The sequence below is a fragment of the Kitasatospora sp. NPDC022856 genome, assembly GCF_055561235.1.
The window spans coordinates 1-21,676 of record NZ_JBVHHE010000031.1; the positions used below are offsets into that span (position 1 = coordinate 1).

General features: G+C 74.1%; 23 protein-coding genes. 9 read left to right on the plus strand and 14 right to left on the minus strand.

Going from position 1 to position 21,676, the window contains the following annotated elements; genetic code table 11:
- Window positions 1-398 (plus strand): AMP-binding enzyme (locus tag ACZ34W_RS29865; RefSeq protein WP_465608506.1); only part of this gene is annotated, 398 nt, incomplete at its 5' end.
- Between the two features lie 122 nt (window positions 399-520).
- Here the strand turns inward: ACZ34W_RS29865 and ACZ34W_RS29870 are convergent.
- Window positions 521-1,873: a serine hydrolase domain-containing protein gene (locus ACZ34W_RS29870; protein ID WP_465608508.1), complete on the minus strand. Its 1,353-nt coding sequence runs from the start codon at window positions 1,871-1,873 to the stop codon at window positions 521-523.
- A gap of 387 nt (window positions 1,874-2,260) precedes the next feature.
- On the opposite strand from ACZ34W_RS29870, the gene nhaA reads away from it, so the two are divergent.
- The 4 genes from nhaA (at window position 2,261) to ACZ34W_RS29890 (ending at window position 6,030) form a co-directional block, all read left to right on the plus strand.
- Window positions 2,261-3,661, plus strand: coding sequence for a Na+/H+ antiporter NhaA (gene nhaA / locus ACZ34W_RS29875; RefSeq protein WP_359804130.1), 1,401 nt, complete (start codon window positions 2,261-2,263; stop codon window positions 3,659-3,661).
- 317 nt (window positions 3,662-3,978) lie between these two features.
- On the plus strand, window positions 3,979-4,455 hold the full coding sequence (locus ACZ34W_RS29880; protein WP_329488513.1) for a phage holin family protein: 477 nt from the start codon (window positions 3,979-3,981) through the stop codon (window positions 4,453-4,455).
- Between the two features lie 170 nt (window positions 4,456-4,625).
- Complete coding sequence (locus ACZ34W_RS29885; protein WP_465608511.1) at window positions 4,626-5,690, plus strand: alpha/beta fold hydrolase; 1,065 nt, start codon at window positions 4,626-4,628, stop codon at window positions 5,688-5,690.
- A 130-nt stretch (window positions 5,691-5,820) separates the two neighbouring features.
- Window positions 5,821-6,030, plus strand: a complete 210-nt coding sequence (locus ACZ34W_RS29890; RefSeq protein ID WP_329488515.1) for a hypothetical protein — start codon at window positions 5,821-5,823, stop codon at window positions 6,028-6,030.
- Between the two features lie 136 nt (window positions 6,031-6,166).
- On the opposite strand, the gene ACZ34W_RS29895 is transcribed toward ACZ34W_RS29890, so the two are convergent.
- The 6 genes from ACZ34W_RS29895 to ACZ34W_RS29920 all read right to left on the minus strand — a co-directional run bounded on the left by ACZ34W_RS29895 (window position 6,167) and on the right by ACZ34W_RS29920 (window position 12,437).
- A complete protein-coding gene (locus ACZ34W_RS29895; protein WP_396485943.1) occupies window positions 6,167-6,868 on the minus strand; it encodes a metal-dependent hydrolase in 702 nt (233 codons plus the stop codon).
- Between the two features lie 282 nt (window positions 6,869-7,150).
- Window positions 7,151-8,335: a MarP family serine protease gene (locus tag ACZ34W_RS29900; RefSeq protein WP_465608514.1), complete on the minus strand. Its 1,185-nt coding sequence runs from the start codon at window positions 8,333-8,335 to the stop codon at window positions 7,151-7,153.
- 46 nt (window positions 8,336-8,381) lie between these two features.
- A complete protein-coding gene (locus ACZ34W_RS29905; protein WP_465608516.1) occupies window positions 8,382-9,152 on the minus strand; it encodes an NUDIX hydrolase in 771 nt (256 codons plus the stop codon).
- Complete coding sequence (nth, locus tag ACZ34W_RS29910) at window positions 9,149-10,021, minus strand: endonuclease III (RefSeq protein WP_329488520.1); 873 nt, start codon at window positions 10,019-10,021, stop codon at window positions 9,149-9,151. The genes ACZ34W_RS29905 and nth overlap by 4 nt, the downstream gene beginning before the upstream one ends.
- Before the next feature lie 123 nt (window positions 10,022-10,144).
- Window positions 10,145-11,419 (minus strand): MFS transporter, encoded by a 1,275-nt coding sequence (locus tag ACZ34W_RS29915; RefSeq protein ID WP_465608518.1) that lies wholly within the window; start codon window positions 11,417-11,419, stop codon window positions 10,145-10,147.
- Window positions 11,420-11,495: 76 nt separating this feature from the next.
- Window positions 11,496-12,437: a beta-ketoacyl-ACP synthase III gene (locus tag ACZ34W_RS29920; protein ID WP_329488523.1), complete on the minus strand. Its 942-nt coding sequence runs from the start codon at window positions 12,435-12,437 to the stop codon at window positions 11,496-11,498.
- 89 nt (window positions 12,438-12,526) lie between these two features.
- Between ACZ34W_RS29920 and ACZ34W_RS29925 the strand changes: the two genes are divergently transcribed.
- Complete coding sequence (locus ACZ34W_RS29925; protein WP_465608521.1) at window positions 12,527-13,192, plus strand: TetR/AcrR family transcriptional regulator; 666 nt, start codon at window positions 12,527-12,529, stop codon at window positions 13,190-13,192.
- Window positions 13,193-13,250: 58 nt separating this feature from the next.
- On the opposite strand, the gene ACZ34W_RS29930 is transcribed toward ACZ34W_RS29925, so the two are convergent.
- The gene (locus ACZ34W_RS29930; RefSeq protein ID WP_465608523.1) at window positions 13,251-14,108 is read right to left on the minus strand and encodes an isocitrate lyase/PEP mutase family protein; all 858 of its coding nucleotides are present in this window, start codon (window positions 14,106-14,108) and stop codon (window positions 13,251-13,253) included.
- 471 nt (window positions 14,109-14,579) lie between these two features.
- On the opposite strand from ACZ34W_RS29930, the gene ACZ34W_RS29935 reads away from it, so the two are divergent.
- Window positions 14,580-15,254 carry a Crp/Fnr family transcriptional regulator gene (locus tag ACZ34W_RS29935; RefSeq protein ID WP_030392646.1) on the plus strand — a complete coding sequence of 225 codons (675 nt, stop codon included), beginning with the start codon at window positions 14,580-14,582 and terminating at the stop codon, window positions 15,252-15,254.
- A gap of 138 nt (window positions 15,255-15,392) precedes the next feature.
- Here ACZ34W_RS29935 and ACZ34W_RS29940 read toward each other — a convergent pair whose 3' ends face one another.
- From ACZ34W_RS29940 to ACZ34W_RS29960, 5 genes are all read right to left on the minus strand, one after another.
- Window positions 15,393-16,214, minus strand: coding sequence for an MBL fold metallo-hydrolase (locus ACZ34W_RS29940; protein WP_465608525.1), 822 nt, complete (start codon window positions 16,212-16,214; stop codon window positions 15,393-15,395).
- The gene (locus ACZ34W_RS29945; RefSeq protein ID WP_465608527.1) at window positions 16,211-16,405 is read right to left on the minus strand and encodes a hypothetical protein; all 195 of its coding nucleotides are present in this window, start codon (window positions 16,403-16,405) and stop codon (window positions 16,211-16,213) included. The genes ACZ34W_RS29940 and ACZ34W_RS29945 overlap by 4 nt, the downstream gene beginning before the upstream one ends.
- 131 nt (window positions 16,406-16,536) lie before the next feature.
- A complete protein-coding gene (locus ACZ34W_RS29950; protein ID WP_465608529.1) occupies window positions 16,537-17,403 on the minus strand; it encodes an NUDIX hydrolase in 867 nt (288 codons plus the stop codon).
- Window positions 17,404-17,466: 63 nt separating this feature from the next.
- Entirely contained in the window at window positions 17,467-17,931 is a 465-nt protein-coding gene (locus tag ACZ34W_RS29955; protein WP_465608531.1) for a RidA family protein, read from the minus strand.
- On the minus strand, window positions 17,928-18,086 hold the full coding sequence (locus tag ACZ34W_RS29960) for a DUF4177 domain-containing protein (protein ID WP_094743074.1): 159 nt from the start codon (window positions 18,084-18,086) through the stop codon (window positions 17,928-17,930). The genes ACZ34W_RS29955 and ACZ34W_RS29960 overlap by 4 nt, the downstream gene beginning before the upstream one ends.
- A 208-nt stretch (window positions 18,087-18,294) precedes the next feature.
- Between ACZ34W_RS29960 and bagA the strand changes: the two genes are divergently transcribed.
- Both bagA and bagB read left to right on the plus strand, forming a co-directional pair.
- A complete protein-coding gene (gene bagA / locus ACZ34W_RS29965) occupies window positions 18,295-19,377 on the plus strand; it encodes an ATPase BagA (protein ID WP_329488532.1) in 1,083 nt (360 codons plus the stop codon).
- 167 nt (window positions 19,378-19,544) lie between these two features.
- Window positions 19,545-20,672: an ATPase BagB gene (gene bagB / locus ACZ34W_RS29970; RefSeq protein WP_329492159.1), complete on the plus strand. Its 1,128-nt coding sequence runs from the start codon at window positions 19,545-19,547 to the stop codon at window positions 20,670-20,672.
- A gap of 222 nt (window positions 20,673-20,894) precedes the next feature.
- Here the strand turns inward: bagB and ACZ34W_RS29975 are convergent, their stop codons facing one another.
- The gene (locus ACZ34W_RS29975; protein WP_033333275.1) at window positions 20,895-21,218 is read right to left on the minus strand and encodes a WhiB family transcriptional regulator; all 324 of its coding nucleotides are present in this window, start codon (window positions 21,216-21,218) and stop codon (window positions 20,895-20,897) included.
- Window positions 21,219-21,676: the final 458 nt, after the last annotated feature.

Consider the following 21,676-nt stretch of genomic DNA (forward strand, 5'->3'; position numbering starts at 1 on the left):
TCATGCTCGTCTCCGGCCACAACATCTCGACCACCGAGGTCGAGTCGGCCCTGGTCGGCCACCCGGCCGTCGCCGAGTCCGCCGTGGTCGGCGCCGCCGACGCCACCACCGGCCAGGCCATCGTCGCCTTCGTCATCCTGCGCACCGCCGCCACCGACAGCCCCGAACTGGTCGAGGAACTGCGCGCGCACGTCGGCCGCACCCTCGGCCCGATCGCCAAGCCGAAGCAGATCAAGGTCGTCGGCGAGCTGCCGAAGACCCGCTCCGGCAAGATCATGCGCCGCCTGCTGCGCGACATCGCCGAGGGCCGCGACATCGGCGACACCACCACGCTGGCCGACAGCTCGGTGATGAGCCTGATCCAGTCCCAGCTGCCCCCCGCGGGCAGCGAGGGCTGACACCCCGTCGAACGACGCGGTGCCCCGGGCGGTCGTGACCGCCCGGGGCACCGCTGTCCGCTACCGGCGGCGCGGAACCTCCCGCACCTCACGGCGCTTCGCGCGGATCCGCTTCGGCAGGATCACTCCCCCTGCGACCGGCGTTCGGTGACCAGCGTGCGCAGGGTGTCGTACGCGCTCTGGGCGAAGCTCCGGCTGCGCAGCGGCAGCGTGCCGGCCATCACCGCCAGCCCCACCTGCGCACGCGGGCTGAATCCGACGAAGGTGGTGAACCCCCGGGTGACTCCGGCGTGGTAGACCACCTCGTCGTCGAACTCCCGGTCGGTGCCACCCGAAGCAGCAGCCACCATGGCACCGATACCGTCGGCGACACCACCGACACCACCGACGCCACCACCCGTGACGCCGCGCAGACCGCCACGCAGACCGCCACGCAGGTCGTCGCCCGAACCGCCACGTGGGTCGTCGCCCAGCGGGCTGCCGGCCGGTTCGGCCGCCGGGCGGCCCGCTTCCGGAGCCGTCGGGACCGAGCGGTGGTTCCAGCCCAGGCAGATCCGTGCCCCTCCCCGCCGCCGATCCACTCGCGGGCGCCGGACCTCGCCCAGCGCCGTCCGCAGCACCGAAGCGTCGGCCCGGGCGGGCAGCGGGACGGCGTCCAGCGCCAGATGCGCCTGCAGATAGCGGAGCATGTCGTCCGCCGTGGAGCGCAGCGCCGAGGCGCCGGGCAGCGCGGGCAGCCGGAAGGACGGGACGCGCCGGCCGCGCCGGTATCCGGCGGCGTCCTCGCGGCCCGGGCCGCAGGAGGTGTCCACCAGGCCGAGCGGCCCGCAGACCCTGGCCTCCAGCAGGTCCTCGTAGCGCTGCCCGGCCGCGTTGGCCAGCAGCAGTCCGAGCAGCCCGAAGCCGAGGTTCGAGTAGCGCACCTGCGCGCCCGGAGTACCGCGGACCGGGGTGCGGGGCAGCGCCCCGAGCAGGTGGGCCGGGCCGAACGTGGCGTAGGGGCTGGTGAACCACCGGGGGGCCACCGCCGGCAGCAGTCCGACCGGCAGCCGGGGCAGTCCCGAGGTGTGGGTGGCCAGGTGGAGCAGGGTGATCGGTCGCTCGCGCGGGTACCCGGGCGCGGCGCCGGCGGGGAGGTAACGGTCGATCGGGTCGTCGTAGCCGACCTCGCCGCGGGCGGCCATCTCGGCGAGCAGCAGTCCGGTGAAGGTCTTGGTGACGGAGCCGAGCGCGAACCGGGTGTCGGCACGGACGGGGCGCTCGCTGGAGCGGTCGGAGTGGCCGCGGCAGGCGACGGTCCGTTCATCGCCGCGGATCACCACGACGGCTGAGCCGCTGCCCGGAGCGGCGGAACGGAACAACGGGCGGAGCAGACGACCGAGTTCGGGGCCGGGCTCGGTGGCGGTGGCGGTGGCCGGAGCAGCGGCGGCGACAACGGGGCCGGCGGCGACGGGGGCGTACGTGGAGCCGTTCACCGGTCAGCGCTCCCGCGGAGCGGTCGGTCGGACGGCAGGGGCCAGTAAGAGGGGCGGTCTGGGCATCGTCAGGTCTCCACAGGAGGGCAACGGGGAATCGTGCCACCCGATCGGGTGGCACTGCGATCGACGATAGGGAGGCGTTCACCCGTCTGCATGCGGCCGACTCCATTCGGGTGCCGCGGCCGAGTGCAGCACGGGACACCAAGGCCTACGTCCTGAATTATGACAATGCGGATATCCCACTCCGGTTCCGGCTAGACTGTCAAAGACGCAACAAGATCTCCTCCGGGAATCGGTCGCGTCACAGGGCGCGCCGGGAAGTCTGGTCGGCACTGCACCACAGGTGCATCCGTACACCGTTCCCCCGCCCGAGGAGGTCCCCGCGTGACCGACCAGCAGCCCGTCAACGAGCCGACCCGGCGACGCCAGTTCCTCGGCAGACTTCCCCTCCCCGAGCGGACCTACATCGCCGACGCCCTGCGCACCGAGACCGTCGGTGGCGTGCTGCTGCTGATCGCTGCCGTCGTCGCACTGATCTGGGCCAACGTCTGGCCGGCCGCGTACGAGAGCGTCCTCGACTACACGATCGGGCCGTCCACGCCGCTCCACCTGGACCTCAGCCTGGGGTCCTGGGCCAAGGACGGTCTGCTGACCATCTTCTTCTTCGTCGCCGGCATCGAGCTCAAGCGCGAGTTCGTGGCTGGCGAGCTGCGCAGTCCCAGTGCCGCGATGCTGCCGGTCATAGCCGCGGTCTGCGGCGTCGCCCTGCCCGCGATCATCTTCGCCCTCGCCAACTCCGGCAGTGGCGGCCACCCGGGCGGCTGGGCGATCCCGACCGCGACCGACATCGCCTTCGCACTCGGCGTGCTGGCCGTGGTCGGCACCCATCTGCCCTCCGCGCTGCGGGCCTTCCTGCTCACCCTCGCCGTGGTGGACGACCTGATCGCGATCCTGATCATCGCCGTCTTCTACAGCTCCGGCATCAAGTTCTGGGCGCTGGGGCTGGCCTTCGCCGGCCTGGTCCTGTTCTGGTTCCTGCACCGGCGCGGTGTGCACGGCTGGTACCTGTTCGTCCCGCTCGCCTTCGTGATCTGGGCGCTGATGCACGAGAGCGGCGTGCACGCCACGGTGGCGGGCGTCGCGATGGGCCTGATCCTGCGCTGCCACCGGGTGGGCGACGAGAAGTACTCCCCCGGCGAGCACATCGAGCACCTCGTCCGACCGCTCTCGGCCGGGTTCGCCGTTCCCGTGTTCGCGCTGTTCGCGGCCGGGGTGGCGATCTCCGGGTCGGCCCTCGCCGACGTGTTCACGCAGGCCACCCCGCTCGGGATCGTCCTCGGTCTGCTGGTCGGCAAGACCGTCGGCATCTTCGGCGGCACCTGGCTGGCCGCCCGCTTCACCCGGGCCGAGCTGAATCCGCAGCTCAAGTGGGCCGACATGTTCGCGGTCTCGGTGCTCGCGGGGATCGGCTTCACCGTGTCCCTGTTGATCAGCGAGTTGGCCTTCCCCGACGACGCCGACCTCGCCGACCTCTCCAAGGCCGCCGTGCTGGTGGGCTCGCTGCTCTGCGCGCTGGTCGCCACCGTGCTGCTGAAGCTGCGCAACCGGCACTACCGGGAGCTCTGCGAGGAGGAGGACCGCGACGTGGACGGCGACGGCATCCCCGACGTCTACCAGCAGGACGATCCGGCCTGGCAGGCCCGGGTGGCGGAGGCGGCCCGCCGGTCGGCCGAGAGCGGCCCCGGCGGCACCGGACCGGGACCCGGCTCCGGGCCCGCCCGCTGACGGTCCGCCGACGGGTACGAGGCGACGGGCGGCCGAAGTCGGTGGCCCCCCGGCATCAACCCGGCGGCCCGCCCGGCCCGACGGAACGCGCCCGCCACGGCCGGGCGCGCTCCCCCCGAACGGGACACGTACCCCGGGCGGGGCCCCGGAGTGGTGTGCGACTGACCGGTAGGGGCATGATTCTGAGCTGTCGACAGTCCACAGACGCCGCCGGCCGCCCCGATCCCCGGAGCGGTCCCCGATGACGGCCCCCGGAACGACCGGGAGCCGCACCGCCCGGCGGCGTCGTGCCGCACAGCCGCAGAGGAGAACCGCTGATGCCCGCAGGAGCCGCAGACCCGTCCAGCAACGGCCGGGCGCCCTACGAGGGCGAGCGTTCGGTGGGGCAGCTGTTCGCGGCGGCCACCACCGACCTGTCCGCCCTGGTCCACGACGAGATCGCGCTCGCGAAAGCGGAGCTCCGTGCGGACGTCAAGCGCGGCGTCTCCGGGGGTGTGTCGCTGACGGTCGCCGGCGTGGTGGCGCTGGCCGCGGTGCCGATGCTGAGCGCGGCGGCGGCGTACGGGATCCACGCCCTGGGCCTCTCGCTCGGCTGGTCGTTCCTGATCGTGGCCGGCGCGTACCTGCTGCTGGCGCTGCTGCTCGGGCTGCTGGCGCTGCGTTCGTTCAAGCGGATCGAGAAGCCGCACCGCACCATCGAGGGCGCCCAGAAGACCGCGGACGTGCTCAAGAACGCCCGCCCCCGCCCGGCCACCCAGGAGGAGATCGACCGGGCCCTCGGCCGCATCCCGTAGGCACCTCCCGAAACGCCCCGCGCCCCGGCCACCTCGCGCTCATCCACCCCGCGCCCGGTGGCCGGAGCGCGTCCGGTGCGGTCCGCTCCGGTCCCGTCCGGTGCGGTCGGGACGCCCCGGGAGCGAGTGCCGAGCACGTACCCGGCGCGCCGATGTGACACGCTCTCGGTATGCCGCTCGACCAGAAGCCCGTGCCCGCGCAGCCGTCCGCCAGCTCCGGCCCCGACCGCACGCCCGGTCAGGACGGCGTCGACCACGGTCAGGACGCCGCCGAGGAGGCCGTCGAGGCGCCAGGGGCGGGCGAGGGCGGCTCCACCGGGGCCGTGCCCGCGGCGCCCTGGGACGTCCGGCAGTCGGGTCCGTGGAAGCACCGCGACCTGGCGGCCAACGGCGCCCGGTTCCACATCGCCGAGCTGGGCGAGGGCCCGCTGGTCCTGCTGGTGCACGGCTGGCCCGAGTACTGGTGGGCCTGGCGCCACCAGCTGACCGCGCTCGCCGAGGCCGGCTACCGGGCCGTCGCGCTGGACCTGCGGGGCATCGGCGGCAGCGACCGCACCCCCCGCGGCTACGACCCGGGCAACCTCGCGCTGGACATCACCGGCGTGATCCGCTCGCTCGGCGAGCGCCGGGCGCACCTGGTGGGCCACGCCTCCGGCGGCACGCTGTCCTGGGTGGCGGCGGTGATGCGGCCGTCGGTGATCCAGAGCCTCACCGTGGTCTCCGCCGCGCACCCCCGGGACCTCCGCCGGGCGCTGCTGACGGACCGCCGCCAGATGGCCGCCTTCGAGCACGTGCTGGGCTTCCAGCGGCCGTGGATACCGGAACGCCGCCTGGTCGCCGACGACGCCGCGCTGGTGGGCCGCTACCTGGACGCCTGGACGGGACCGAACCAGCTGGACCGGACGGCGGTGGCCGCGTACCGGCAGGCGATCCAGATCCCCAGCACCGCGCACTGCTCGATCGAGCCGTACCGCTGGCTGCTGCGGTCGATGGCCCGCCCGGACGGCATCCAGTTCGCCCGCCGGATGAAGAAGCCGATCACCGCGCCCACCCTGCACGTCCAGGGCGCCGCCGACCCGGTGCTGCTGTCGCACACCGCGCTGGGCGGCGGCGAGTACGTGGCCGCTCCGTACCGGTGGCGGCTGCTGCCCGGGATCGGGCACTTCCCGCACGAGGAGGCGCCGGAGCAGTTCACCTCCGAGCTGCTGGACTGGATCGGCCGCCACAAGGACTGAGAGCCTCCGCATCCGGGCACGGAAGCGGAGCCCAACTCCCTTCATATTGAGCTCATATGACAAACGCATAGGCCATGTTGACGACACCCCGGGCGGTTATCCCGGCCGACCCAGGGGCATCCATTGCGGTATGACCTGGATGCCCGATCACGGCAGCGCTCCGCGCAGCCGACGCCACAACAGCTCGCAGAGGTCCGGCCACCGCCCCGACTGGGCGGATGACCTGGGTCACGACGGCACCGACCGCCGCCGGAGCACGGCGCAACGGCAGCTCGGCATCCCGCGCATCCTCGGCCGCCGCGCCCGCTGGGTGGGCGCGCGGCTACGGCGCGAGAGCTGAGCCTCCGCGCCGGGGCGGCGCGAACGAGAACCGGGGCCGGGCTCGGCCCGACCCGACCCGACAGTCCGAGCGACCGGCGACCCCGCGGCCGGTCCGGTTCAGCGACCGGACCGGCGCGGCGGTCGGCCCACCCGGGTCAGTTCACCCACGTCGGTGACACCGCGGTGAACCAGAGCAGCACGAAGGTCGCCACCGACATGATCGGCACCAGCACCTTCGTCTCGACGCTGTTGCCGCTGCGCTTGATCAGCACCACCTCGTAGCGCTCCTTGTGCGGCCAGAGCAGCGGCGCGCCCTTCTTCGTCAGGCAGTCGCCCAGCAGGTGCGCCAGCGCGCCCAGCGCCACCGCGTACGGCAGCCAGCCGGGGGCGTTCGGCATCCAGCTGTTCATCCCGGCGGTGCCCAACGCGGCGAGGCCGATGATGGTGATCCACGCCGTCGGGCCGTCGCCCGGCGGGTGCAGCCGCAGGGCGCGGATCGCGAGCGCCAGGAGGAAGAACGTCATGCCCAGGGTGAAGTTCCGGCCCAGGTAGGTGACGCCGGCCCAGGTGCCGCCCCCCATCAGCGCGACGAACAGCAGCGAGTGGGTGGCGTGCCGGTGTCCGCCGGAGATCCAGGCCACCAGGCGGCAGAGCAGCCGGGAGACCGGGCCGAGGAAGTTGGCGATCGTCCCGTCGTGGTGGTCGAGGTCCGGGAGCAGGGCGGCGCCGGCGCAGAGCACCGTGCCCATCAGGATGTCCGCCGGCTGCAGGGTGGTGTCGAGCAGCAGCGGCGGCAGGAACGGTGCCGAGGCCGCGTACAGCATCGCCCCGCTGACCGCGTGCGAGTGACCCATCATCGGACGCCGCCGACCTCCGCTCGGCCCACCCCGGGACGGCACCCGGTTGAGCCGAACGGGTGAGCGCGGCCGACGCTACCAGCCGGGGCCGACCACGCGGCGGACATCGGACACACCGGTGGCCCACGGCCAGGTCGGATCGGGCGGGTCGACCAAGTCGGGCGGGGCGGGCGGGGCGGGCCAGCCGAGTCCGCGCGGCCAGGTCGGACCGGCCGGATCGGATCGGCTAGGTCGGAGCGGGCAGGTCCTGACCGGCCGACACGAGGGCGACGGCCGGCCGCGTCAGAGCGCGCAGCCCTGGGTGTCCACCCGGGTCGCCGCGGTGCTGCCCTTCTCGGCGTCCTCGCGCACCTCGGCCGCGGTCAGCACGTACCCGGTGTCAGCGCTGTCCAGCGACTTGGCGAAGACCACGCCGAAGACCTGGCCCTCCGGGGTGAGCAGCGGGCCGCCGCTGTTGCCCTGGCGGACCAGCGAACGCACCGAGTAGACGTCGCGGACGACCTGGCCGCGGTGGTAGATATCCGGGCCGTTGGCCTGGATCCGGCCGCGGATACGGGCCGGCTGGACGTTGAAGGCGCCGTTCTCGGGGAAGCCGGCCACGATCGCGTTGTCGTTGGTCTTCGCCTCGCCCGCGAAGGAGAGCGCGGGAGCGTTCAGCTTCGGCACGTCCAGGATCGCGATGTCGCGCTGCCAGTCGTAGCGGACGACGGTGGCGTCGTAGAGCTGGCCGACGCCGCCGATCTGCACGGTGGGCTCGTCGACCCCGCCGACCACGTGGGCGTTGGTCATCACCCGGTGCGGCGCGAACACGAAGCCGCTGCCCTCCAGCGTCTTGCTGCAGGCGGTGGCGGTGCCGACCACCTTGACCAGGCTCTGCTTGGCCTTGGCCACGGCCGGGCTGGCGGCCAGCGCCGGATCGGGGGTGTCGACCTGGGTGATCGGCTCGTGCTCGAAGGGGTTGAAGACCTGCGGGAAGCCGTTGCGGGCGAGCACCTTGGAGAAGTCGGAGAACCAGTTCGGCGCGTCCGAGGGCAGCGTGTCCTGGACGCCGCCGAGGATCGCCGAGGTGCGGACCTGCTTGGAGACCGTGGGCAGGGAGGTGCCGGCGAGCGCCGAGCCGATCAGCCAGGCCACCAGCAGCATCGAGATCACGTTGACCACCGCGCCGCCGGCGGCGTCCAGCGCCTTCGCCGGCCGGCGGTCGATGTGGCCGCGCAGCTTCCAGCCGAAGTGGGTGGTGACCGCCTGGCCGACCGCCGCGAGCACGATGACCACCACGACGGCCACCACCGAGGCGGTGGTGCCGGGGCTGAGGTGGTCGAGCAGCAGCGGGAGCAGTTGGACGGCGATCAGGCCGCCGCCGAGGAAGCCGAGGACCGACATCACGCCGACCACGAAGCCCTGCCGGTAGCCGGACACGGCGAATCCCACGGCGGCGGCGATCAGCAGCAGATCCAGGACGTTCACTCCGACACCCTCCCACGGCGGGCGCCGGGGCCACACAGTCGGGCGTTCACGTGGTCCTGGCGTCGCCGCTCAGCAGCGCACGGGAGCGGTCGCGGTCACCCTGCACCAGCGCCAGCGCCTCGTCCGAGAGGTCGACGATCCGGGCCTGGTCCCAGGGCAGCTCCAGGCCGCTGTGGTGCAGCACCCGGTCGATCACCCCGGCGGTGAAGCCCCAGACCAGCCGGCCGCCGACCGCGAAGGCCGGCCCCAGGTGTCCGGACGGGTGGCGCAGCCGGACCCGGTTGGCCGGGTCGGTCAGCTCGGCGATCGGCACCCGGAACACCGCGCCGGTCTCGCCCGCGTCCACCGGACGGACCGGTGACTCCTCGCGCCACCAGCCGAGCACGGGGGTGACCACGAAGCGGCTGACCGGGATGTAGAGGGCGGGCAGGGCGGCGAAGACCTGCACCCCGGACGGGTCCAGGCCGGTCTCCTCCCAGGCCTCCCGCAGCGCCGCCGCGACCGGGCCGGAGCCCTCGGGGTCGCCGTCCTCCGGGTCCAGCGCGCCCCCGGGGAAGGAGGGCTGCCCGGCGTGCGAGCGCAGCGACCGGGCCCGTTCGATCAGCAGCACGTCGGGGCCGGTCCCGCCCTCGCCGAAGAGCATCAGGACGGCCGCGGCGCGACCGCCCTCGGCGGGCGGCAGGAAGCGGCTCAGCTGCTCGGGCAGCACCCGCTCGGCGGCGTCCCGGACCGGCTCCAGCCAGGACGGCAGGCCGTCCCGCTCGATCCGTCCCGGCAGGGCCTGCCCGGGCCCCCGGTCGTGGCCGTGCGCCGTCACTCGGCCACCGCCAGGTCCGCGACCTTGCCCTGGTGGGCGACGGCGTCGGCCCGTGCCGCCGCCTCGCCCGGGTAGTCCGCGGGCGGCCTCAGCCGCTGACCGGGGTGGCCGCCCATCTCGTACTTGAGCAGCTTCTTCGCCTTCTCCGGATCCGTCTCGCCCTCCCCGTAGGAGGGGCAGAGCGGCGCGATCGGGCAGGCCCCGCAGGCCGGCTTCTGGGAGTGGCAGATCCGCCGCCCGTGGAAGACCACCCGGTGCGAGAGCATCGTCCACTCCGACTTCGGGAAGATCTCCGCGACGGCCGCCTCGACCTTGACCGGGTCCTCCTCCGCCGTCCACCCGAACCGCCGGGCCAGCCGCCCGAAGTGGGTGTCCACGGTGATCCCGGGCACGCCGAACGCGTTGCCGAGCACCACGTTCGCCGTCTTGCGCCCCACCCCGGGGAGGGTGACCAGGTCGGCCAGCCGGCCCGGGACCTCGCCGCCGAACTCGTCCCGCAGCGCGATCGAGAGCCCGATCAGCGACTTCGCCTTGTTGCGGAAGAACCCGGTCGGCCGGATGACCTCCTCCAGCTCCTCCGGCACCGCCGCCGCCATGTCCTCCGGCGTCGGGTACTTCGCGAACAGCGCGGGCGTCGTCTGGTTCACCCGCAGGTCCGTCGTCTGCGCCGACAGCACGGTGGCCACCAGCAGCTCGAACGGGTTGTCGAAGTCCAGCTCGGGGTGCGCGTAGGGGTACAGCTCCGCCAGTTCCCGGTTGATCCTCCGGGCCCGCCGCACCATCGCCAGCTGCGACTCCGGCTTCCTCGGCTTCACAGCCACCTTCACCGCCGGCTTGGCTGCGGCCTTCCGGACCTTGCTCTCTGCCATGCAGGAAGGCTACGCCGAACAGCCCTGACCCCGCGGGCGATCAGCCATCGACGCGGGGCCGCGGACGATCAGCCATCGAGGCAGGGCCGCGGACGGTTCGGACACCCCCTGCGCGGCACCCGGTCAGGACGGCCCGCAGGGCTGGTCCGCCGGCGTGCGCGGCGCCGGCGACGCCGTGGGCGCGGGAGGCACCGCGGACCCCGCCGGTGCGGCCGCCACGGCCGGTGCGGCGTGGCGGTCGCGGCGGGCGGGGGCGAGGGCGCCGAGCATCACCACGGCCGTCACGGCGAAGGCGGACGGGTAGCCCAGCGGACCGGCGAGGACGCCGAAGGCCACCGCGCCGACGCCCATCCCCGCGTCGAAGGCGACGTTCCACAACGCGGTGACGGCGCCGAAGCCGGCCTTGGAGACCCTCGCGTACATCATGGTCAGGGTGGCGTTCTGGGCCGCGCCGAAGCCGATGCCGAACACCGCCGCGCCGGCCACCACGGCGACCGCGCTGCCGGTCAGCGCGATCAGCAGGGTGCCCGCGGCGCAGAGCAGCAGCGCGGGCAGCACGAGCCGCTCCGGCCCGTGCCGGTCGCCGTACCGGCCCACCGCCCAGCGGGCCGCCGTCGCCGAGGCCGGCTGGACGAACAGGGCCACCGCGGCGAGGCCCGCGGACCCGGCCGGGACGGCCAGCGGCAGGAAGGTCACGATGATCCCGGCGGCCAGCGCGGTGGCGCCGAAGACCACGGTCGGGCGGCGCAGCCCGGCCGACCGGAAGCCGGCCACCACCCCCACCGCCGGCTCGGCGGACGGTTCGCGGTCCGGCAGCCCGGGGACGGCGGCGATCGCGGCCAGCGCCACGGCGCCGGCGGTCACGGCCACCGGGGTGTAGCCCACGTGGGCCGCCAGCCAGACGCCCAGCGGCAGGCCCAGCAGCGACGGCACGCCCGAGACCACGCCGACCAGCGCCAGCCCCTCACCGCGCCGCTCGGCCGGGATCAGGGCCGCCGTCAGCGCGCCGCCGGCGACGATGGTGAAGGCGAAGCCCAGCCCGCGCACCAGGCAGACCGCCGTGATCCAGACGAGGCCGCCGTCGACGGCGGTCAGCACCAGCGCGGGCGCCCCGAGCAGCAACAGGCCGACCGCCAGCACCGAGCGGTAGCCGAAGCGGACCACCAGCCGGGGCGTGGCCAGTTCGCCCAGGACGGTCGTCAGCATCAGCGCGCCGGTCGCGAGCCCGGCCGCGTTGCCGCCCCCGGTGGACTCCTCGGCGTAGAGCGGGACGACGGAGAGCAGCAGGTTGAACCCGGTCGAAGCGCCGAGGATCGACACGAAGCGCAGCAGCAGCGGCCGGGTGACCAGCCGGGGGCGGGTGCCGGGCGCGGTCCGGGAGGGTGACGTCGAGGTCATATGACGGACCGTAGGCCCGAACCGGCCCGTTCGTAAGATCCGTATCGGCCGCTCCGGACGGCCGCCACCTTCGCGGTCACGGGCAGCCGACGACCTGGCCGGCCCAGGAGAGGCCGCCGCCGAAACCGAGCAGCAGGGTGGGGGTGCCCGCGGGCACCTCGCCGCGCTCGACCAGCTTGGACAGCGCGAGCGGAACGGAGGCGGCCGAGGTGTTGCCGGACTCGACGACGTCGCGGGCGACCACCGCGCCGGGCACGCCGAGCCGGTCCACCACCGCCTCGATGATGCGCAGGTTGGCCTGGTGGGTGACCACCGCGCCGAGGTCCGCGGGGGTGATCCCGGCCCGCCGGCAGGCCTCCTCGGCGATCGGGGCCAGCGCGGTGGTGGCCCAGCGGTAGACGGTCTGGCCCTCCTGACGGAACTTCGGCTGCCAGCCGTCGTCCAGCCGGACGGCGTGGCCCCGGGTCGGGTCGGAGCCCCAGACCACCGGCCCGACGCCCCGACCGGTCGGATCGTGGCTGAGGACCGCCGCACCGGCTCCGTCGCCGAGCAGGACGCAGCTGGAGCGGTCCGTCCAGTCGGTGACGTCGCTCATCCGCTCGGCGCCGATCACCAGGGCGTGCCGGGCGGCCCCGGCCCGGACGGCGTGGTCGGCGGTGGCCAGCGCGGTGCAGAAGCCCGCGCAGCCGTTGTTGACGTCGAAGCCGACGGCCGAGGGGATGCCCAGCCGGCCGGCGACCTGGGTGGCGATGCTCGGGCAGCGGTCCCTGGCCGAGCAGGTGGCGACCACCACCATGTCGATCTCCTCCGGCGCCAGGCCCGCCGAGGCGAGGGCCTTGCCGGCGGCGGCGGAGGCGAGGTCGGTGACGGACTCCGTGTCGGCGATTCGCCGGGTGACGATGCCGGTGCGCTGCCGGATCCATGCGTCGCTGGTGTCGACCAGTTGGGCGAGGTCGTCGTTGGTGAGGACTCGGGCGGGCTGGTGGTGGCCCAGGGCCGCGATCCGGGATCCCGACATGTCTGCTCCTCCGTGAGGGGGTGTCACGCCGGGACTATAGCGTCCGAACGGTCGGACTCTAAAGGCCCGGGGCTGGCTACACTGGCCCGGTGAGCCCGAGAAGATCCGTCGCCGACGCCCGCCGGACCCGCACCGCGATCCTGCGCCGGGGGCTGGACCTCGCCTCGGTCGAGGGCCTGGAGGGGCTGACCATCGGCCGGCTCGCCACCGACCTGTCGATGAGCAAGTCCGGCGTCCTCGGCCACTTCGGCACCAAGGAGACCCTGCAGCTCGCCGTGGTCGACGAGGCCGTCGCCCTGTTCGTCCGCGAGGTGGTGCAGCGCGCGGCGGCCGCAGGCGCGGAGCCCGGGCTGCCGCGGCTGCTCGTCCAGTGCGAGGCCTGGGTCTCCTACCTGGAGCGCGACCTGCTGCCCGGCGGGTGCTTCTTCACCGCCGTGACCTCCGAGTTCGACGACCGGGAGCGCGGGCCGGTCCGGTCGGCGGTGGCCGCCCGGAACGCCGTCTGGCAGCGCGAGCTGCGCCGGCAGACCGAGCTGGCGATCGCCGCCGGCCAGCTGCCCGCCGAGCCGGACGCCGAGCAGGTGGTCTTCGAACTGACCGGGCAGGTCCTGGCGCTCAACCACGCCCGCCGGCTCTACCGGGACGCGGCCGCGCCCGCCCGCACCCGGCGGGCGATGCGGCGCCTGCTCGGGCTGCCCGCCGCGGTCGACGGGCCGCCCGAGCTGGCCCCGCTCCCGGAGCCGGACTACCACTGAGGCCGCCCGGCCCGGGCCACCGGCACCTCCCCTGTGCGTGCCGGTGAGCTCCTGCCGGTCAGCGCCGGTACAGCGCGTCCAGCTCCCCGTAGCCCAGCGCGCCGGGCGCCCCGGTCACGGCGCCCGTGCCGAGCAGTTCGACGGCGGCGCGGTGGGCGGCGCTGTACGCGGCCTCGGCCAGCCCGGTGCCGACGCTGATCCGCCGGACGCCGGTGGCGGCGAGCTCGGCGACCGTCGGCCCGCCCCGCCCCGTCATCGCGTTCACCGGCAGCGGGGACGCGGCGCAGAGCCGGGCCAGCACGTCGAGGTCCAGCAGGCCGGGGACGAAGAGGCCGTCCGCACCCGCCCGCGCGTACGCCGCCGCGCGAACCAGCACCTCGTCCAGCCGGCCCTCCTCCGGGCCGATCCCGAACAGGAAGACGTCCGTCCGGGCGTTGACCAGCAGCTCGGGCAGGCCCGCCGCCGCGGCCGCCGCCCGGGCGGCGGCCAGCCGCGCGGCCTGCTCGGCCACCGGGAAGAGCGGGCCGCCGGCCGACGCCGAGTCCTCCAGGTTGATCCCGGCCGCGCCGGCCCCGACCAGCGCCCGCACGGTTTCGGCCACCTCGGCGGGGGCCGCCCCGTAGCCGCCCTCGGCGTCGACCGTGACCGGCAGGTCGACGACGGAGGCGATCCGGCGGGCGGCCTCGGCCATGTCCGCCCGGCCGAGCTGCTGGCCGTCGCCGCGACCGAGCGACCAGGAGACGCCGCCGCTGGTGGTGGCGATCGCCGCGGCCCCGGCGGAGGCGATCACGGCGGCGCTGCCGGCGTCCCAGGCGTTCGGCAGGACGAGCACCCCGTCGGCCACGAGCGCCCGCAGCCGCAGGGCCCGCTCGCGAAGCTCGGGGGTGGTGGTGCCGGTGGACTGGGAGGCGGACATACGGGGTCACCGTCTTTCGGGCCGTGGACTCGTGGACTCATGGACTCATGGACTCGTCAGGACCGGATCCTGCGCCCCCGGCCGCCCGCGCTCCACTGATTAAGCCGGAGCCGAATCCTGGCGGCCCGCGACCGCCCCGATCCCCTCATGGACCCTCGGCGCCCCGTCCCGGGCGCCCCCGCGCACCGGACCGCGCGCGTCGCGGCCGACCTGCGAACACCGCGAGAACACCGCGCCGGCCCCGGACACCGGCCGCACGCGTCGCCGGCACCGCCCGCCACGCCGCTCCGCGCGCCCGCACGAGCCGCCCGCAGGCCGCTCCGGCGGTACGAATGGCCCCGCGCAGCACACCTCGGCGCACCCCCTCCTCATATGATCGGAGCGACATGCGCCATGCTTGGTGATGCAGAGCACTGTACGGAACTTGCGCCGACCGGCTTGATCGCCGGGCGGCCGAGAAGGAGGAAGCACGTGGACGACGTTCTGCGGCGCGCCGCACTCTTCGCGGCACTCGACGACGAACAGGCCGGCGAGCTGCGCGCTTCCATGACCGAGGTGACCCTCGCCCGCGGTGAGTCGCTGTTCCACGAGGGCGACCCGGGCGACCGGCTGTACGTCGTCGCCGAGGGCAAGGTCAAGCTGCACCGCGCCTCGCCGGACGGCCGCGAGAACATGCTCGCCGTCCTCGGCCCCAGCGAGATGATCGGCGAACTGTCGCTCTTCGACCCGGGCCCGCGCACCGCCACCGCGAGCGCGCTGACCGAGGTCAAGCTGCTGGGCCTCGGCCACGGCGACCTCCAGCCCTGGCTGCACGCCCGCCCCGAGGTATCGATCGCACTCCTGCGCGCCATCGCCCGCCGGCTGCGCCGGACCAACGACGTGATGTCCGACCTGGTCTTCTCCGACGTGCCCGGGCGCGTCGCCAAGGCCCTGCTGGACCTCTCGCGCCGCTTCGGCGTGCAGTCCGACGAGGGCATCCACGTCGCCCACGACCTCACCCAGGAGGAGCTGGCCCAGCTGGTCGGCGCCTCCCGCGAGACGGTCAACAAGGCGCTCGCCGACTTCGCCGGCCGCGGCTGGCTGAAGCTGGAGGCCCGCGCCGTGGTCCTGATGGACGTCGAGCGGCTCTCCCGCCGCTCGCGCTGACCCGGCCGGCCGGAGCCTCCGCTCCGGCCCGCCCGGCGCGCCGTCGGTCCCACCGACGACGAGGGCCCGTCCACCGATGCGGTGGACGGGCCCTCGCGCGTGTCCGGTGCGGCTCCGGGCGGTCGGCCCGGCCGGCGGTCAGATCAGCCCGTGGTCCTCCAGGTACTGGAGCTGGGCCCGGACCGACAGCTCGGCCGCGGGCCAGAGCGCGCGGTCCACGTCCGCGTAGACCCGGGCCACCACCTCGTCCGCCGTCCGGCAGCCGGCCTCGACCGCGGTCTCCACCTGGGCGAGCCGCCCGGCCCGGTGCGCCAGGTAGTACTCGACGGCGCCGAGCGCGTCCGCGAGCACCGGCCCGTGGCCGGGCAGCACCGTGCGCACGCCGTGCTCGGTCGCCATGTTCTGCAGGTGGCGCAGCGAGTCCAGGTAGTCGCCGAGCCTGCCGTCGGGGTGGGCCACCATCGTGGTGCCCCGGCCGAGGACGGTGTCGCCGGTGAGGACCGCGCCGTCCGCCGGCAGGTGGAAGGTCAGCGAGTCCGAGGTGTGCCCGGGGGTGGCGACCACCCGCAGGTCGAGGCCGCCGATCTCCAGCCGCTGGCCGTGCGTCAGGCCCTCGGAGCCGAGCCGGTACGCCGGGTCCAGGGCGCGGACGTCGGTACCGGTCAGCTCGGCGAACCGCGCGGCGCCCTCGGAGTGGTCGGCGTGGCCGTGGGTGAGCAGGGTGAGCGCGACGCGCTTGCCCCGCTGCTCGACGGTGTCGATCACCCGGCGCAGGTGCCCCTCGTGCAGCGGGCCCGGGTCGACGACCACCGCGAGGTCCGAGCCGGGCTCGGAGAGCAGCCAGGTGTTGGTGCCGTCCAGCGTCATCGGCGACGGGTTGGGCGCCAGCACGCAGACTGCCCGGGGGGTGGCCTCGCCGCCGATGCCGGCGGCGGGGTCACCCGGGAGGATTCCGCTCACCGGCCGCTCCCGCCGAGTCGGCCGCCCTCGCAGGTCCGGTCGAGCACGCGTCCGGGCAGTGTCCGGACGATGGCGCGCAGCCCCGGTATGCCGTCGTCGACGACCGCGCCCTCACAGGCGAGCGGGCGGGGGGTCAGGCTGCGGGCGGGCATCTCGCGCGCCGTCCGGCGAGCCACGTCGTTGTGGGTCATCGGCGTCGATCCTTCCTCGGGCGGTGTCGGTTCATCGGATGTATCGGTTCATCGGCTCGGAGGTTCGGGAGGCCGGGGATCCGGGATCCGGGATCCGGGGGCCGGGCCCCGGGTGCCCCGAGGCCGGGTCGTCAGCGGTCTTCGGGAAAGTCTCCATCGATGGTCAGCTCTTCATACCCCGACCATCGAACCGTCATTCGATCCCCCCGGACCTCGGCGGTGCCGAGGATCGGGTGCAGCGAACGCCCCGCCGCGGCCTCCAGCGCCTGCGCGGCGCTGCGCACCGGCAGCAGCTCCCGCAGCACGGTCACGGTGGGCGGCAGCATCCCGAACACGCCGTCCTCGTGGCCCCGGACGGCCTCGGCCGGAGAGAGCCAGGCGACCCGGTCGGCCTCGCCGACCTCCAGCGCGGCCCGCTGACCGGGCGGCAGGGCCGCGACGAAGAACCAGGTGTCGTACCGGCGCTCCTCGAACGCCGGGGTGACCCAGCGGGCCCAGCCGGCCAGCAGGTCGCTGCGGAGCAGCAGGCCGTGCTCACGGAGGAAGGCGGCGAAGGAGAGCTCGTGGGCCTCCAGGGCGGCGCGCTCCGCGCTCCAGTCCCGGGGTTCGGCGGTGCTGTCGGCGTCCGGGCCGGCCAGCAGGACGCCGGCCTCCTCGAACGTCTCGCGGACGGCGGCGCAGACCACCGCCTGCGCGGTCCGGGCGTCCACACCGAGCCGCTCGGCCCACTCCTGCGGGCCGGGCCCGGCCCAGCCGAGCTCGGCCTCGGCGTCGCGCGGGTCCACCCCGCCACCCGGATAGGCGTACATGCCCGCCGCGAACGCCATCGAACTGCGCCTGCGCAGCAGATAGGCCTCCGGCCCGGTCGCCGTGTCCCTCAGCAGCACCACGGTGGCGGAGGGCCGGGGCTCCGGCGGGATCACCTCGCCGGACTCGACCGCCCGGATCCGGGCAGGCCAGCCGGGCGGCATCGGGAGCGTCGTTGCTCGCTGGTCCATGCCCGGATGCTAAGCGCACGAGGGCGGGGTTGGACAGGGCCGACCCCACCCTCGTGATCGGTCTCAGGCCTTGACCCGGACCTGCAGCTCGACCTCGACCGGGGCGTCCAGCGGCAGGACGGTGACGCCGACCGCGCTGCGGGCGTGCACACCGGCCTCGCCGAGCACCTGGCCGAGCAGCTCGCTGGCGCCGTTGATGACGCCGGGCTGGCCGGTGAAGTCGGCGGCGGAGGCGACGAAGCCGACCACCTTCACGACCCGCTCGACCAGGTCCAGGTCACCGACCACCGACTTCACCGCGGCCAGCGCGTTGAGCGCGCAGATCTGCGCGAGCTCCTTGGCCTCCTCCGGGGTGACCTCGGCGCCGACCTTGCCGGTGGTCGGCAGCTTGCCGCCCACCATCGGCAGCTGGCCGGAGGTGAAGACGAACTCGCCCGAGCGCAGGGCCGGCACGTAGGCGGCGACCGGCGCGGCCACCGGCGGCAGGGTCAGACCGAGCTCGGCGAGCTTCTCCTCGACCTTGCTCATGCGTTCTTCTCCCGCTTGAAGTAGGCCACCAGCTGCTCCGGGTTCGGGCCGGGCACGACCTGGACGAGCTCCCAGCCGTCCTCGCCGAAGTTGTCCAGGATCTGCTTGGTGGCGTGCACGAGCAGGGGCGCCGTCATGTATTCCCACTTGGTCATGGCCAGACTCTAGACGAGCGGCGGGGGCGAACGGGGCGGCCTGCGGACCGGCGTGTGAGGTGGCCCACAATCCGGGCATGATTCAGGCCCGGCCTCCCCGATGCTCCCGGCATCCGGCGCGGTCCCTGGTTACCCTCGCGGGAGGGCACCTGCGCGGTGGCGGCCCTCGGAACGGCCCTCGGCCCTCGGAGACGGACGGAGACGGAGCGTGGCACGCACCCCCGGCCAGGCGGCCCGGCGTGATCCCGACTGGGAGGGCGTCCGGCTGCACGTGGTCAGCGGCAAGGGCGGCACCGGGAAGACCAGCCTCGCCGCGGCGTTGGCGCTGGCCCTCGCGGCCGAGGGGCGGCGGACGCTGCTGATCGAAGTGGAGGGCCGGCAGGGGATCGCCGAACTGTTCGGGATCGCCGCACTGCCGTACGAGGAACGCCGGATCGCGTCCGTCACGCGCGCCCAGCTGGGGCTGCCCGGCAGGGGCGGCGCCGGGTCCGGCAGCGGCGAGGTGTACGCGCTGGCCATCGACACCGAGCAGGCGCTGCTGGAGTACCTCGACATGTTCTACAAGCTCGGACGGGCCGGGAAGGCGCTCCAGAAGGTCGGCTTCGTCGACTTCGCCACCACCGTCGCCCCCGGCGTCCGGGACGTGCTGCTCACCGGCAAGGCCTGCGAGGCGGCCCGGCGCAAGGCACCGGACGGGCGCCGCACGTACGACGCGGTGGTGATGGACGCGCCGCCGACCGGCCGGCTCACCCGCTTCCTGAACGTGAACTCCGAGGTGGCCGGACTGGCCCGGTTCGGGCCGATCCACACCCAGGCACAGGCCGTGATGCGGGTGCTGAAGTCGCCGGAGACCGCGGTGCACCTGGTCACCCTGCTGGAGGAGATGCCGGTGCAGGAGACCGTGGACGGCTTCACCGAGCTGCGCGAGGCCGGCCTCCCGGTCGGCGGGGTGATGGTGAACATGGTCCGGCCGCCGGTGCTGGACGCGGCGGCCGTGGCCGCGGTGGACGGGGACCACCGCGAGGAGGTCGCGCTGGCCCTCGGCGAGGCGGGCCTCGGCGGGCGCTCGCGCAAGCCGGAGACCGTCCGGGCGGCGGTCGACCCGCTGCTCGACCCGCTGCTGGAACAGGCCCGGGAGCACGCCGAGCGGGTGGAGCTGGAGCGCGAGCAGCGCGCCGACCTGCAGCAGCTGAAGCTCCCGAGCTACGAACTCCCGCTGCTGGGCGAGGGTGTGGACCTCGCCGGGCTGTACCGGCTGGCGGGCGAACTGAAGCGTCAGGGGGCGGCGTGAGCGGGAACGGGAGTGCGAGCGGGATTGCTGGCGGGAGTGCTAGCGGGAACGGGAGTGCGAGCGGCGGTGCGAGCGGGAACGGTGGGCAGGACGGGCAGGGCGTGGGTGACAAGCACGGCGCGGGCAGCGGGCAGGACACCGGCACCGAGCGGGGCAGCCACCTCGACATGGACCGGCTGATCGACGACCCGGGGACCAGGATCATCGTCTGCTGCGGCTCGGGCGGCGTCGGCAAGACCACCACCGCCGCGGCGCTCGGACTGCGGGCGGCCGAGCGCGGCCGCAAGGTCGTCGTGCTGACCATCGACCCGGCCCGCCGGCTGGCCCAGTCGATGGGCCTGACCGAGCTCGACAACACCCCCCGCGTCGTCAAGGGCGTCACGGGCGAGGGCGAGCTCCAGGCCATGATGCTCGACATGAAGCGGACCTTCGACGAGGTCGTGCTGGCCCACGCCGAGCCCGAGCGGGCCCGGGCGATCATGGAGAACCCGTTCTACCAGTCCCTGTCGGCCGGCTTCGCGGGTACGCAGGAGTACATGGCGATGGAGAAGCTCGGCCAGCTCCGCGCTGCCGAGGAGTGGGACCTCATCATCGTCGACACCCCGCCGTCCCGCTCCGCGCTGGACTTCCTGGACGCACCGAACCGGCTCGGGTCCTTCCTCGACGGCAAGGTGATCCGGATCCTGACCGCCCCGGCCAAGGTCGGCGGACGCAGCGCGATGAAGTTCCTCAACGTCGGGATGGGCCTGCTCACCGGCACCCTGGGCAAGATCTTCGGCGCCCAGCTGCTGACCGACGTACAGACCTTCGTCAGTGCGATGGACTCGATGTTCGGCGGCTTCCGCGAGCGCGCCGACCGGACGTACCAGCTGCTCAAGGCGCCGGGGACGGCGTTCCTGGTGGTGGCCGCGCCGGAGCGGGACGCGCTGCGCGAGGCGGCCTACTTCGTCGACCGGCTGGCCGCCGACCGGATGCCGCTGGCCGGGCTGGTCCTCAACCGGGTGCACCGCACGGGCGCCCCGCAGCTCACCGCCGAACGTGCGCTGGCGGCGGCCGAGGCCCTGGAGGAGAACGGCTCGGAGCACACGTCACCCGAGGCGGAGCTGCTCGCGGCCGGACTGCTGCGGCTGCACGCCGAGCGGATGCAGATCATGTCGCGGGAGCGCCGCACCCGTGACCGCTTCGTCTCGGTCTACCCGGACGTGCCCATCGTCGAGGTCGCCGCGCTGCCCGGGGACGTGCACGACCTGGACGGGCTGCGCGCGATCGGCGACCGCCTCAGCGGCGCCGTGTAGCGCTCCGGCACCGGCCCCCGCGACGCCGCTCCCCCGTGGCGTCGCTCCCGGACCGTTGCCGTCCAGCTCGTGAACCGCCGTCGGGTGGCTGTCGCGCCCGTCGGCTCCGTGACCTGCCGGCCCCCGTGGGGCGCCGGCGCCGTACCCGGCCGTGCGGGCCGCTCAGCACCGTGCTGGCCGCGCTCAGCGCCGGGGTGGGCCGCTCAGCACCAGGCAGGTCGCTCAGCCCGCCTGGGCGTAGTCCGTCAGTATCACACCGGTGGCGAGGGACTCCTCGTACTCGGTGCGGGCCGTCTCCAGCAGCCGCCGCCACGACATCACGGTCGGCCGCCGGCGCAGCAGCGCCCGCCGCTCGCGCTCCGTCATCCCGCCCCAGACCCCGAACTCCACCCGGTTGTCCAGTGCGTCCGCCAGGCACTCCGTGCGAACGGGGCACCCGCTGCACACCGCCTTGGCGCGGTTCTGCGCCGCCCCCTGGACGAACAGTTCGTCCGGATCACTAGTGCGGCAGGCGGCCTGCGCACTCCAGTCGTCTACCCAGCCCATGCCGGCGCCGTCCTCTCCCGAATCGAGGCTCCCCCACGGCGGCAACGGCATATTCACCGTTGCCAGTTGAGGACGTTACGGAAGAACGACAGCTTGCAACAGCCCCTTCGGGCTCAATCTCGAATGACCCGATCGGACTATGGGTATCGGTCAGCTCACTCGTTGGAGTGATCGCAGGTCGCAAGCCTTGCCAAGAAACCCGGGGGAACTCTCGCCACGCGAGCCGTTACGGAGAGCCACCAAAAGTGGGTGGACAGCTGCCAACAGCTGCCTCAAAAACCGGCCAGAGAGGGGCAATTCGGGCAATCCTCATCACTCACAAGAGTGAGTGATGTTGACGCACCGAAGCTGTCGCAAGCTTGTGACAAGCCTAGGCGAACACCTGCCCCTATGTACGGGATTCGGCGACGTAGGGTTCTCCCCATGGCACCGAAGCGCCCCCAGGCACCCCAGCCCCC

Coding starts and splice junctions, on each gene's coding strand:
- ACZ34W_RS29885 (WP_465608511.1), top strand. CDS start 4,626: ATGCCGCTCGACCAGAAGCCCGTGCCCGCGCAGCCGTCCGCCAGCTCC.
- ACZ34W_RS29955 (WP_465608531.1), bottom strand. CDS start 17,931: ATGAGCAAGGTCGAGGAGAAGCTCGCCGAGCTCGGTCTGACCCTGCCG.
- ACZ34W_RS29975 (WP_033333275.1), bottom strand. CDS start 21,218: ATGGGCTGGGTAGACGACTGGAGTGCGCAGGCCGCCTGCCGCACTAGT.
- ACZ34W_RS29920 (WP_329488523.1), bottom strand. CDS start 12,437: ATGTCGGGATCCCGGATCGCGGCCCTGGGCCACCACCAGCCCGCCCGA.
- ACZ34W_RS29945 (WP_465608527.1), bottom strand. CDS start 16,405: ATGACCCACAACGACGTGGCTCGCCGGACGGCGCGCGAGATGCCCGCC.
- ACZ34W_RS29950 (WP_465608529.1), bottom strand. CDS start 17,403: ATGGACCAGCGAGCAACGACGCTCCCGATGCCGCCCGGCTGGCCTGCC.
- ACZ34W_RS29960 (WP_094743074.1), bottom strand. CDS start 18,086: ATGACCAAGTGGGAATACATGACGGCGCCCCTGCTCGTGCACGCCACC.
- ACZ34W_RS29890 (WP_329488515.1), top strand. CDS start 5,821: ATGACCTGGATGCCCGATCACGGCAGCGCTCCGCGCAGCCGACGCCAC.
- nth (WP_329488520.1), bottom strand. CDS start 10,021: ATGGCAGAGAGCAAGGTCCGGAAGGCCGCAGCCAAGCCGGCGGTGAAG.
- ACZ34W_RS29880 (WP_329488513.1), top strand. CDS start 3,979: ATGCCCGCAGGAGCCGCAGACCCGTCCAGCAACGGCCGGGCGCCCTAC.
- bagB (WP_329492159.1), top strand. CDS start 19,545: ATGGACCGGCTGATCGACGACCCGGGGACCAGGATCATCGTCTGCTGC.
- ACZ34W_RS29915 (WP_465608518.1), bottom strand. CDS start 11,419: ATGACCTCGACGTCACCCTCCCGGACCGCGCCCGGCACCCGCCCCCGG.
- ACZ34W_RS29895 (WP_396485943.1), bottom strand. CDS start 6,868: ATGATGGGTCACTCGCACGCGGTCAGCGGGGCGATGCTGTACGCGGCC.
- ACZ34W_RS29930 (WP_465608523.1), bottom strand. CDS start 14,108: ATGTCCGCCTCCCAGTCCACCGGCACCACCACCCCCGAGCTTCGCGAG.